We start from the raw sequence: 11,653 nt of genomic DNA on the forward strand, positions 1-11,653 counted from the left end.
TAATAAAATTACGCGACCAATGACGGAGTTTTCCGATGACCGACCGCCCCTGGCTGTTTCGCACCTATGCTGGTCACTCTACCGCGACAGCGTCAAATGCGCTTTATCGCGGAAATCTGGCAAAAGGGCAGACCGGTTTATCCGTGGCTTTCGATTTGCCGACGCAGACCGGGTATGACAGCGATCACGAATTGACGCTGGGCGAAGTGGGCAAGGTTGGCGTTCCGATTTGCCACTTGGGCGATATGCGCATGCTGTTTGCAGATATTCCGCTGGACCAGATGAATACCTCTATGACGATCAACGCGACCGCGCCTTGGCTTTTGTCGCTTTATATCGCGGTGGCGCAGGAACAGGGCGCCGATATTTCCGCCCTTCAAGGGACAGTGCAAAATGACATTATCAAGGAATACCTATCGCGCGGCACATATATTTGCCCCCCTGCCCCATCATTGCGGATGATCACCGACATTGCGGCCTATACAAGGGAATTCCTTCCAAAATGGAACCCGATGAACGTGTGCTCTTATCATTTGCAAGAGGCTGGCGCGACACCAGAGGAAGAACTGGCTTTCGCCCTTGCAACCGCGACAGCAGTGCTGGACGACCTGAAAGGAAAAGTGCCCGACGCGCATTTTCCGCAAATGGTCGGACGAATCTCTTTCTTTGTGAACGCAGGCATCCGTTTCGTGACGGAACTATGCAAAATGCGCGCCTTTGTCGCCCTGTGGGATGAGATCTGCCAGACGCGCTACGGTGTCGCGGATGCTAAATACCGCCGCTTTCGGTATGGGGTGCAGGTCAATTCGCTTGGCTTGACTGAACAGCAGCCTGAAAACAACGTGTATCGCATCCTGATTGAAATGCTTGCGGTCACCTTGTCGAAAAATGCGCGTGCGCGTGCCGTGCAATTACCCGCCTGGAATGAAGCTTTGGGACTGCCACGGCCATGGGACCAGCAATGGTCCCTGCGGATGCAACAAATATTGGCATATGAAACAGACCTTTTGGAATTCGAGGACCTGTTTGACGGCAATCCGGCGATTGACCGCAAAGTGCAGGCCTTGATGGACGGTGCCCGTGCCGAATTAGCCACGATTGACAGCATGGGCGGCGCGGTCGAGGCGATTGCCTATATGAAGGGACGACTGGTGGAGTCGAATGCCGCGCGTATCCGCGGAATTGAAACAGGCGCCACCACGGTGGTGGGTGTGAACAAATGGGAAAGCGCAGAGCCATCGCCGCTGACAGCTGGCGATGATGCCATCATGGTATCCGACCCTGCAGCCGAGGCCGATCAGCTGGATCGTCTGGCACACTGGAAAGCCGCGCGCGATCCCCAAGCAGTGCAGGCAGCGCTGGACGCCTTGCGCCAGGCTGCGATTGACGGCAGCAACATCATGCCCCCGTCAATCGCAGCGGCAAAGGCCGGGGTGACGACTGGCGAATGGTCCGACGTCGTCCGGGCAGTCTTTGGCCAATACCGCGCACCGACGGGTGTCAGTGCCGCCCCGTCAAATCACATCGAAGATTTGGACGACATTCGCGCCCGCGTGGATGCCGTGTCAAAAAAACTGGGGCGAAGGCTGAAGTTTCTGGTCGGCAAACCCGGTTTGGATGGCCATTCCAACGGCGCCGAACAGATTGCAACCCGTGCGCGTGATTGCGGAATGGATATTGCCTACCAAGGTATTCGCCTGACGCCCGACGAATTGGTTCAGGCCGCCCGTGATGAAGGTGCCCATATTATCGGGCTCTCGATCCTTTCGGGCTCGCATATACCGCTGATAGAAAGCTTTATGCTTAAATTACACGCAGCCGACCTTGGTCATATTCCTGTGATCGCTGGCGGCATCATTCCGGACGATGACAGGCAACGACTGAAAAAACTGGGGGTTTCCCGCGTTTATACACCGAAAGATTTCCGGCTTAATGAAATAATGAATGATATTGTCAGCCTGGCCGACCGGTCTGAGGCCTCTGTACTATAGGATAGCATTAACTAAATATTATCGACTTAGGTGCAAATGCACTATATCGGGGCTTATTGGGACTTTTCCCGGCGCCTTTTTCAGGAGTTGAATATGAATGCCGACCTAAAATCCATGACCCGCAAGGATCTGGAAAAACTGCGCAAGGACGTTGATGCCGCGCTGAAAAGCGTCGAAAGCCGCGAATTGAAGATGGCACATGACGCCGCCGCAAAAGCGGCAGCCGATTTCGGCTATTCACTAAGCGATCTGGCCGAAATGGCCGGCGGCAAAAAGCGTGGCGGCATCAAGTCCGTTTCCGCACCAAAGTATCGCAATCCTGCCGATGCGACCCAAACATGGACTGGCAAAGGCCGTCAGCCTGATTGGTACAAGACCGAAATGGCAAACGGCACCGACCCAAGCACGTTGGAAATTTAAGCCTATTGCTGGTGGCGTCGTAAAGCTTCGAAGGTATATTCCTCGACCACTTCGCCATCAGCGCCTTTGCGGAATTGGGGGGCCACCGGCAAACACCCCACGCCGCAAATCTGCCGCGATACGCGCGTGCGACCATTTATATACCAAAAACGCCCACCCGGCGTAGAGACATATCCATTCATATAGGCAGCACTATCGCTTTCCACGTCGATGGTGCTTGGCATTTCATTGAAGTAGCCTTCGTTAAAGGTGCCATGCGTGTGATAGGATGCGATGACCGCGATATCGTCGGGGAAACGCGCGGCGCAGCTGGCCATATCACCTGCAACCGGCGCCGTACTGACCAATTCGCCGTCTCGGGTCAGACCGAGATAGCCACAATATTCACGCTGCTTTTCAAAAGACTGCGCCTGAAGGCTTGTCAGAACCGACCGGGCCAACGCCAATTCTTGCGCATCTTGGGCGTGCGCGGAAGTTGCCAAGAGCAGCGGCAGAAGGATCACGTAGCGTAGCATGGCTTTTCTTTCGATGCGGTTTCCAGCAATACTCCTGCGAAACAACAAGGAAACCAAGACATGACTATTCATATTGGCGCAAAGCCTAGTGACATTGCCGAAACTGTCCTTATGCCAGGCGACCCCTATCGCGCCAAATGGGCGGCCGAAACATTTTTGACTGATGCTGCCTGCATTAACGAAGTGCGGGGCATGTTAGGCTTCACAGGCATGTGGAAGGGCAACCGCGTCACGATCCAAGGGTCGGGCATGGGCATGCCGTCAATGTCGATCTACGCGAACGAGCTGATCAAAGACTATGACGTGAAGACCCTGATCCGGATCGGCAGCTGCGGCGGCATGCAGGACCAGACCAAAGTCCGCGACGTGGTTCTGGCCATGACCGCCTGTTCCTCTGGCACGCCGTCGGACACGATTTTTCGCGAATTGAACTATGCCCCGGTCGCAGATTTCAGCTTGCTGCAAGCCGCCCATGCTGCGGCGACCAAGCGTGGCACCCCGACGCATGTCGGAAGCATTTACTCTTCTGATACCTTCTATGCCGAACGCAACGACCTGACAGAGCAGATGATCCGTCACGGTGTCCTAGCCGTCGAAATGGAAGCGGCAGAACTCTATATACTTGCCGCCCGTTACAAGCGCCGCGCCCTGGCCGTGATGACCGTCAGCGACCACATCATCACCGGAGAAGCGCTGCCGTCGGATCAACGCGAGCGCACCTTTGGTGATATGGTCGAAATTGCATTGGAAGCTGCGTTCACCTAACGCCCATGCCCACGTGAATAAGCATTAAGGGGCGGCTCCTGCCAAGGGGCCGCCCCTTTTGGGTCCAGCACCTCCATCGCGAGGGGGTAGCAAATCGCGGCGTCAGAAGAATGCTGGGCGCTGCAATCGCCGCCGGGACAGGCGGACAGGACTGCAAGCAGGTCAATTTCAGCCAGCAGATCCAGGTAATCGCCCTTGCGCACAGGGCTCGCCTTCATGAAATATTGCCCGGTATTGGCGGTAAAGCCGGTGCACATAAATACGTTCAAGACATCGTGCACATGTGGCTCTGCATCCCGCAAAGGCAGATTTGCGGCGTCGGCCAGACCGCGGGTCAGGTTGGAATGACAGCAATGGTGATAGTCGTGACCGCCCAAAAGTCGCGCCGTATATGGATCACACCGCGTTCCGATCACATCGTGCACCGCGCCGCCATAGGCATCCCGCCCGTACCATCCCAACGTATCATGGGTAATGGTCGCGATGGGGCGCAGAAACGGAAAGTTCGACCAAAGCCGGTCGCCGGTCGTGACATGGCTGCCGTGCAGCGCACGGGTCTTGCCGGAATAAAAACGCTCTGTCAGGTCATTGGCGTTGAAAAGGTTCAGATCGCCGACCTGCGGCCCCTCTGGGCAATGAATACGCAGGACTTCCCCGGCCTTGACACGGATGGATGCAGCGTCGCGGGCCGGAACCGTCACATAAGACACAGGCTCAAGCGGCAAAGCAGCGCGATCAAGTGCGGCCTGCGGCACAGCCAGGCTGTCGTTCGGGTAGCAGATCACCGGCGCGATATCCCGCAGGTCTTGTGCATCCAAAGGTTCGCTCATGTCGCTTCCTATTCATCGTTCATTCAAAACAAAACGCCGCCCCAAGGGACGGCGTTTGCGTTTCAAAGTCCAGTCCGGATCATACGATCCGTTCGACCATCATATGTTTGATTTCCGCAATGGCTTTTGCCGGGTTCAGACCCTTAGGGCAGGTCTTGGCGCAGTTCATGATTGTGTGGCAGCGGTACAGCTTGAACGGATCTTCCAGATCATCCAGACGCTCACCCGTCGCTTCGTCACGGCTATCGACGATCCAGCGGTGCGCCGCCAAAAGGGCTGCCGGGCCAAGGTAGCGGTCAGAGTTCCACCAATAGGACGGGCAGCTGGTCGAACAGCAGGCACACATGATGCACTCGTACCGACCATCCAGCTTTTCGCGGTCTTCGATGGACTGCCTCCACTCTTTTGCGGGCGCGTTGGTTTTAGTTTCAAGCCACGGCATGATGCTGGCGTGCTGGGCATAAAAGTGCGTCAGATCGGGGATCAGGTCCTTAACCACAGGCATGTGCGGCAACGGATAGATCTTGATATCGCCCTTGGCTTCATCAAGGCCGGAAATACAGGCCAGCGTGTTCACACCGTCAATGTTCATGGCGCAGGAACCACAGATTCCTTCGCGGCAGGACCGGCGAAAGGTCAGGGTCGGGTCGATATCGGTTTTGATCTTGATCAGCGCGTCCAGAACCATCGGCCCGCAGGTGTCCAGATCGACAAAATAGGTATCCAGACGCGGGTTTTTGCCGTCATCAGGGTTCCAGCGGTAAACCTGCACCTTTTTCGTGTTCTTGGCACCCTCTGGCTTGGGCCAGGTTTTGCCCGTCACCATGCGGCTGTTTTTGGGTAGCGTGAATTCAACCATGTCTCAGGCTCCTGTCTGCAAACGGCCTTACCGGGTTGCGGTAGGCGAATAAGGGATCAGCGGTGCGGCGCCGGACAACCGGGTGTAGCATTCCGCGTAAACGACGGCCGGATCGCGGCCGCGCAAGAAATCGTCTGTCACACCGATCGAAATGCCGGACTGCAAACCGTTGCTGCTAGAGGCACCAACCGCGATGCTGCCGGTTGGTCCAGCCGCGGCCCGTGCCTCTTGGCTGCACTTGGCTTCGACCTGTTGCAGGGTCGGCGTTTTCGGCGGCGCACAGGCTGCCAGCACCGCAAAACCTGCAATCAGGCCGAAAGCGCGCATCAATACACCCGCTTCTTGGGTGCGATCTTTTTCATGTCGATCCCGCCTTCGGCTTCGGTCGTCAGCGGGTCCATATGCACCGGACGATAGGTCAGGTTCACATTGGCACCGTCAACAGTCGCAAGGCTATGCTTGCGCCATTCGTCGTCGTTGCGATCGGGGTAATCCTCGTGGGCGTGGGCACCGCGGGATTCCTTGCGCGCCTCGGCAGAGACGATAGTGGCAAGCGCATTGGGCATCAGGTTCGTCAGTTCCAGCGTTTCCATCAGGTCGCTGTTCCAGACAAGGCTGCGGTCGGTGACATGCAAATCGTCCAGCTTGGCCGCGATCTTTTTCATCGCCTCCACGCCTTCGGCCAGTGTCTTGTCCGTGCGGAAAACGGCGGCGTCAGCCTGCATCGCCTCTTGCATTTCAAGACGCAGAGCAGCGGTCGGGGTGCTGCCGTTCGCGTGGCGCAGCTTGTCGAAACGGTCAAAGGCCGCATCAACCGATGCCTGGTTCAGCGGCGCATTTTCCGTGTTAGGATTGACAATCTGACCGGCCTTGATCGCCGCGGCGCGGCCAAAGACCACAAGGTCGATCAAGGAGTTTGACCCAAGACGGTTCGCCCCGTGCACAGAGGCGCAGCCTGCCTCGCCCACGGCCATCAGGCCGGGCACAATCGCATCGGGATTTTCATCCGTCGGGTTCAGCACTTCGCCCCAATAGTTCGTAGGGATGCCGCCCATGTTGTAGTGAACGGTCGGCTGCACCGGGATCGGTTCTTTTGTCAGGTCGACGCCGGCGAAAATGCGGGCTGATTCGGTGATGCCGGGCAGGCGCAGGTCCAGCGTTTCCGGCGGCAGGTGGTTCAGGTTCAGGTGGATATGGTCCTTTTTCGGGCCAACACCGCGACCTTCGCGGATTTCCATTGTCATGCAACGGGATACCACGTCACGGGACGCAAGGTCCTTATAGGTCGGCGCATAACGCTCCATAAAGCGTTCGCCTTCGGAGTTGGTCAGGTATCCCCCTTCGCCGCGGGCACCTTCGGTAATCAGGCAGCCGGCACCGTAGATACCAGTGGGGTGAAACTGCACGAATTCCATGTCCTGCAGCTTTAACCCCTGACGCGCCACCATTCCGCCGCCGTCACCGGTGCAGGTATGGGCAGAGGTTGCGCTGAAATAGGCGCGGCCATAGCCGCCCGTGGCCAGCACGACCATCTTGGCATTAAAGACGTGCATGGTGCCGTCGTCCAGCTTCCATGCGACAACGCCCTGACACTGACCGTCTTCGGACATGATCAGGTCGATGGCGAAATATTCGATGTAGAACTCGGCCTTTTGCTTCAGCGACTGACCATAAAGCGTGTGCAGAATGGCGTGGCCGGTGCGGTCGGCTGCGGCGCAGGTGCGCTGCACGGGGGGGCCTTCACCGAATTCGGTGGTGTGGCCGCCGAAGGGGCGCTGATAGATCGTGCCTTCTTCAGTCCGGGAAAACGGCACGCCGTAGTGCTCTAGCTCATACACAGCCTTGGGAGCTTCACGCGCGAGGTATTCCATCGCGTCGGTGTCGCCCAGCCAGTCAGACCCTTTGACGGTGTCGTACATGTGCCACTGCCAGTGGTCGGGACCCATGTTCGACAAGGACGCCGCGATGCCGCCCTGCGCTGCAACAGTGTGGGACCGGGTCGGGAACACCTTGGTGATACAGGCCGTTTTCAGGCCCTGCTCGGCCAGACCCAGCGTCGCACGCAGGCCAGAGCCGCCGGCACCGACAACGATAGCGTCATAGGTGTGTGTTTCGTATTCGTAAGCAGCCATCGGTCAGTTCCTCAAGCGTTTCAAAGGGCAAGGCTGGCGACGGCAAGAACGCCGGCCGCAGCTGCGGTATAGGACAGGCAAATCATCGCAATGATCGCGACCTTTTTGGCCGTGCCGTGAACGTAGTCTTCGATCAAGGTCTGCACACCACCGCGAAAGTGGATGAAGCCGACGGCAATCGTCAGCAAGGCAACGATCGCCGGGAAGGGTCGCTGGTAATAGGCAACGACATCTTCATAGGGGGCACCATAAATGCTGCCGAAGGTGAAGATGAACAATGGGATCAAGCCGGCAAGCGCGACAGAGCTGATCATCATGTGCCAGTGATGCTGGGTGCCGGATTTCGCGGAACCCATGCCAGCGGCGCGTTTACGGTCGGTCATATAAGCCATGGTCAGAACCCCTTACAGCACGATGACAGTGAAAATCGTCAGCAGCACGGCTATCAGCACCATGGCCTGACCAAAGGTTTCCGACTTATCGACCTCTAGCATGCGACCGCTGTCCCAGATCAGGTGACGGATGCCAGCCAGCGTATGATACCAGATGCCCGCGACCGAAAAGAACATGATCAGATCGCCAAACCAGCTGGTGATGAACCCGTCAGCGGTGGCAAAGGCATCAGGGCCGGTCGCGGCGGCGACGAACCACCAGACAATCAACAACGCGGTCACGATCAGCGCATTGCCGGTAATCCGCGTAAAGATGGACGTCATCGACGTCCATTGCGGACGATAGATCGTCAGATGCGGCGAAAGCGGGCGATTGCCCCGGTTTACATCAGCCATGTCGGTTCCCTTAAGCTACGGCATCCCGCGTCCGGGTGCGCAATTGGTCTAGTTCTGCACCATCCCGAAGGTGAAGTCACGCGCAGCGACGGTCAAACTCTGCGCGAAATCGCCGCGCCCGGCAGATTTTAGGTGTATGTGATCACATAATTTAAGCGCGTGATCACAAATCTGACGCTGAACGTTGCCGCGCTATTTAAAGCGGCATCAGCGCCCAATAATCCAGATCCAGAAGAACATCCGGCAAATATTTGCCGTCATCGCCCCGCAACACGCCAGCCGTTCCTTTCGTCGCGACCAGACGCAGGCGGATTGCGCCGACGCCCGGTGCGGTGGTTTCGGCAATCTCAAGCACCTCGGACCAGGCGCGCACCGTGTCGCCGGCAAAGCAGGGATTGGCGTGGACGCCGCCGTTCAACGCAACAACCAACTGCGCATTGGCCAATCCATTGAAGGACAGGGCGCGGGCAAGGCTGATGACGTGACCGCCATAGATCAGCCGCTTACCGTCAGGCCGGTTGGTCGCGTCAAAGTGCACCTTGGCCGTGTTCTGCCAGAGGCGGGTTGCCAACATATGCTCTGCTTCTTCGACGGTCACACCGTCGACGTGGTCAATGACCTCGCCCACCCTATAGTCGTGCAGGCGGTGCGCCTCGCCCGCAAGGGTGAAATCGTAACCGCTAAAATCCAGCCCGCGCGGGATAACCAAATCTGCCGCATCAACGCGGTCCGACAAATCAGGCACAACGGCTTGCGGTGCAGGGCCGTCACCGCGTTTGCGGACCATGACCCAGCGGACATAGGACAACAGAACTTCGCCATGCTGGTTGCGACCGGTGGTCCGCACCCAGACCACACCGCTTTTGCCATTGGAATTCTGCTTGATCCCGATCACCTCGGACTTGGCCGTAATGGTATCACCGGGCCAAAGCGGGGTTTGCCAGCGGCCTTCGGCGTAACCAAGGTTGGCGACAGCGTTCAGGGACACATCGGGCACGGTTTTGCCAAAGACGGTATGGAACGTGACCAGATCGTCCAGCGGGCTGAACGGCAAACCGCAGCTTTGGGCAAAGGTATCAGAGGAATGCAAAGCGTGCCGTGCGGGATATAGCGCGTGATACAGCGCCCGTTCCCCCATCTTTATGGTGCGCGGCACGGCGTGGGTGATAACATCGCCGACCGCATAATCTTCGAAAAAGCGGCCCGCGTTGGTTTTGGTCATTGCTGGCCCAGCTTCATATCGGGGTGGTAGTCCACCGAGATATCCTTGGTCACCGCCTGCCCGCAGCGCATCACGCCGTTGGCCTGATCAAAGGCGTAGGTCGGTGTACCATAAAGCTCCCATCCTTTGGACAGGGCGTCAGAAACCTTGTGGCAAAAGGCAGAAGTGTCGTCTTCGGTCAGGAGGCGATAGATTTTGGTCATGATTTATCCGAATGGGTTGTAGCCAAGGGCAATGTGAATAGCGGCGGCGATACTAAAGACGACCAGCGTCGCGACAACGGCGATAATTTCAGATTTGATCGGCGGCGCGTGATAGGCACCGCGCGGGCCTAGCGCCTTATTCAGTACGATAATTTCGGCCACGGCCCAGACCAGCAAACCGCCAAACAAAAGGAACGACGGCGTATCGCCGTTCACCAGCAAATGCGCCACGGCCCAAAGGATGACCGCCGTTAGTTGCGGATGGCGGATCGCACGGGTGACGCGCGTACCTTTGCCAGAGGCGGCAAACAGGTAAAAGGCCAGCAGGACCAGCAAATTGTTGATCCCTGTCATGGCAGGCGTGCGGCCCCAGTAAGATGTGCCGTCAGCGATCCGGTAGCCGATGACCATGCAGACAATACCGAGAATTGATAGGATGGCCACGGTAGTGCGCCCCTTGGCCCCCATCGCGGCACGACTTTCCGGCGCAAGCCGTGTCCACAGATGGCTGCCTGACCACAAGATCAGACCTAAAAGGATAAGTGTCATGCGCTCTCCAATGCGGCGATGGCGTCAGCTTTTGCCAGCGTGGCCCGCGCCGTGACGATATGCAAGTTCTCGACGATTCGGCCATCCAGAACGGCGACCCCCTGCCCTGCGGCGACGGCGGCATCAAAAGCTGCGATCTGGCGGTGCGCAAGGTCGATATCTTCTGCTGTCGGGCCAAAGATGGCATTGGCGGTGTCCAATTGCGCAGGGTGGATCAACGACTTTCCGTCAAAGCCCATGTCGCGCCCTTCAGTGCATTCACGATGCAGGCCGTCCTGATCCTGATAGGCATTGTAAACGCCGTCGATGGCGACAATACCGGCAGCGCGCGCACCCAGCAGGCAGTGCTGCAGCGCAGTTGACAGCGCCGCGCGGGTACGGCTGCCCATATCCTTTGCCAAATCATTCGTGCCGATGACGAACCCTTCCAGCCGGGGATGAGCGGCGATGGTTTGCGCGTTCAGGATACCCAGCGGGGTTTCCATCATGGCCCATAACGGCAGGTCCGGGACCAGATCTGCAACCGCATCCAGATCGGCGGGGCTGCTGACCTTTGGCACCAGCACGCCATCACATGCCATATTTGCAGCGGCGAGGGCATCGTCAGCGCCCCAGTCTGTGTCCAGCCCATTGATCCGCACGAGCTTTAGCCGCCCACCATAGCCGCCTTGCGCCAAGGCATCACGCAGGGTGCTACGCGCCTCGATCTTGGCATCGGGGGCGACGGCGTCTTCTAGGTCGAACAGGATGACATCGCAGGTCAGTCCGCGCGCCTTGTCCAGCGCACGCGGCTTTGATCCGGGGATATAAAGGGCGGAGCGGGTGGGACGGGTCTGCATGGATTGCCTCGTAATAAGATTGCGCCAAACTGGCAAAATCTAACGCATTAATTCAAGCCCAAAATTCGGTGACGCAGCGCGTTAACCCTGCCGTGCGCCGTTTGGTCGTTTCATTTACCATGGACCTGCAGGTTTGGACCGTACCGAAAGGATATGGATATGCGCAATCGGACCGCCCACCTGCTTTTGGCTTTCAGCCTTATAACAATGCTCGCTCCGCGTGTGTTTGCACAAAACGCCGCATGTCTGTCATCACACGACATGCCCGCGGCCCTGGCCCGTACTTATGACGAACATTTGCTGGCCACAGCCCTAACACAGTATGACATGTTGATTGCCCTTTACGTCAGCGCAAAAGGAACCTGGACCATGACTGTATCACGACCTGACGGACCGGCGTGCATCATCGCATCAGGCCATGATTTCAACCTTGCGCATCGTGACGGGCTTGTTCCGGCGACCCCGACCTGACACGCGGCGGATTATCGCCGTCGCACAAAAATTCACCGGCGAGTGTGCAACCAAACACGAATTGACGGC

Annotated in this window: 15 protein-coding genes; 4 read left to right on the forward strand and 11 right to left on the reverse strand. The window is 57.8% G+C overall.

Annotation, left to right across the window (positions count from 1 at the left end; translation table 11 throughout):
- Positions 1 to 35: 35 nt before the first annotated feature.
- Both SJY10_RS14905 and SJY10_RS14910 read left to right on the forward strand, forming a co-directional pair.
- Entirely contained in the window at positions 36 to 1,991 is a 1,956-nt protein-coding gene (locus SJY10_RS14905; RefSeq protein WP_386684040.1) for a methylmalonyl-CoA mutase family protein, read from the forward strand.
- A gap of 93 nt (positions 1,992 to 2,084) precedes the next feature.
- Positions 2,085 to 2,411 carry an H-NS family nucleoid-associated regulatory protein gene (locus SJY10_RS14910; RefSeq protein ID WP_386684043.1) on the forward strand — a complete coding sequence of 109 codons (327 nt, stop codon included), beginning with the start codon at positions 2,085 to 2,087 and terminating at the stop codon, positions 2,409 to 2,411.
- A 2-nt stretch (positions 2,412 to 2,413) separates the two neighbouring features.
- Here SJY10_RS14910 and SJY10_RS14915 read toward each other — a convergent pair whose 3' ends face one another.
- Positions 2,414 to 2,998: a DUF4329 domain-containing protein gene (locus tag SJY10_RS14915; RefSeq protein WP_386684046.1), complete on the reverse strand. Its 585-nt coding sequence runs from the start codon at positions 2,996 to 2,998 to the stop codon at positions 2,414 to 2,416.
- Here SJY10_RS14915 and deoD point away from each other — a divergent pair.
- Complete coding sequence (gene deoD, locus SJY10_RS14920) at positions 2,987 to 3,691, forward strand: purine-nucleoside phosphorylase (protein ID WP_386684048.1); 705 nt, start codon at positions 2,987 to 2,989, stop codon at positions 3,689 to 3,691. The genes SJY10_RS14915 and deoD overlap by 12 nt on opposite strands.
- On the opposite strand, the gene SJY10_RS14925 is transcribed toward deoD, so the two are convergent.
- The 10 genes from SJY10_RS14925 to SJY10_RS14970 all read right to left on the reverse strand — a co-directional run bounded on the left by SJY10_RS14925 (position 3,688) and on the right by SJY10_RS14970 (position 11,113).
- A complete protein-coding gene (locus SJY10_RS14925; RefSeq protein ID WP_386684051.1) occupies positions 3,688 to 4,521 on the reverse strand; it encodes an urea carboxylase-associated family protein in 834 nt (277 codons plus the stop codon). The two genes, deoD and SJY10_RS14925, sit on opposite strands and share 4 nt — an antisense overlap.
- Before the next feature lie 79 nt (positions 4,522 to 4,600).
- Positions 4,601 to 5,380 (reverse strand): succinate dehydrogenase iron-sulfur subunit, encoded by a 780-nt coding sequence (locus SJY10_RS14930; RefSeq protein ID WP_386684053.1) that lies wholly within the window; start codon positions 5,378 to 5,380, stop codon positions 4,601 to 4,603.
- 27 nt (positions 5,381 to 5,407) lie between these two features.
- Positions 5,408 to 5,707: a hypothetical protein gene (locus tag SJY10_RS14935; RefSeq protein ID WP_386684055.1), complete on the reverse strand. Its 300-nt coding sequence runs from the start codon at positions 5,705 to 5,707 to the stop codon at positions 5,408 to 5,410.
- Complete coding sequence (sdhA, locus tag SJY10_RS14940) at positions 5,707 to 7,512, reverse strand: succinate dehydrogenase flavoprotein subunit (RefSeq protein WP_386684057.1); 1,806 nt, start codon at positions 7,510 to 7,512, stop codon at positions 5,707 to 5,709. Before sdhA ends, SJY10_RS14935 begins: the two co-directional genes overlap by 1 nt.
- Before the next feature lie 20 nt (positions 7,513 to 7,532).
- Positions 7,533 to 7,904 carry a succinate dehydrogenase, hydrophobic membrane anchor protein gene (sdhD, locus tag SJY10_RS14945; protein ID WP_090189530.1) on the reverse strand — a complete coding sequence of 124 codons (372 nt, stop codon included), beginning with the start codon at positions 7,902 to 7,904 and terminating at the stop codon, positions 7,533 to 7,535.
- Positions 7,905 to 7,916: 12 nt separating this feature from the next.
- Positions 7,917 to 8,300, reverse strand: a complete 384-nt coding sequence (gene sdhC, locus SJY10_RS14950; protein ID WP_386684060.1) for a succinate dehydrogenase, cytochrome b556 subunit — start codon at positions 8,298 to 8,300, stop codon at positions 7,917 to 7,919.
- A 196-nt stretch (positions 8,301 to 8,496) separates the two neighbouring features.
- Positions 8,497 to 9,522, reverse strand: coding sequence for a MaoC family dehydratase (locus SJY10_RS14955; protein ID WP_386684062.1), 1,026 nt, complete (start codon positions 9,520 to 9,522; stop codon positions 8,497 to 8,499).
- Positions 9,519 to 9,725 carry a DUF1737 domain-containing protein gene (locus SJY10_RS14960; RefSeq protein ID WP_386684064.1) on the reverse strand — a complete coding sequence of 69 codons (207 nt, stop codon included), beginning with the start codon at positions 9,723 to 9,725 and terminating at the stop codon, positions 9,519 to 9,521. Before SJY10_RS14960 ends, SJY10_RS14955 begins: the two co-directional genes overlap by 4 nt.
- 3 nt (positions 9,726 to 9,728) lie before the next feature.
- Positions 9,729 to 10,274, reverse strand: coding sequence for an NnrU family protein (locus SJY10_RS14965; RefSeq protein WP_386684066.1), 546 nt, complete (start codon positions 10,272 to 10,274; stop codon positions 9,729 to 9,731).
- The gene (locus tag SJY10_RS14970; RefSeq protein ID WP_386684068.1) at positions 10,271 to 11,113 is read right to left on the reverse strand and encodes an HpcH/HpaI aldolase/citrate lyase family protein; all 843 of its coding nucleotides are present in this window, start codon (positions 11,111 to 11,113) and stop codon (positions 10,271 to 10,273) included. The genes SJY10_RS14965 and SJY10_RS14970 overlap by 4 nt, the downstream gene beginning before the upstream one ends.
- A gap of 159 nt (positions 11,114 to 11,272) precedes the next feature.
- Between SJY10_RS14970 and SJY10_RS14975 the strand changes: the two genes are divergently transcribed.
- Positions 11,273 to 11,584 (forward strand): hypothetical protein, encoded by a 312-nt coding sequence (locus SJY10_RS14975; protein ID WP_386684070.1) that lies wholly within the window; start codon positions 11,273 to 11,275, stop codon positions 11,582 to 11,584.
- Positions 11,585 to 11,653 lie beyond the last annotated feature (69 nt).

Source organism: Loktanella sp. R86503 (assembly GCF_042466455.1).
GTDB lineage: Bacteria > Pseudomonadota > Alphaproteobacteria > Rhodobacterales > Rhodobacteraceae > Loktanella.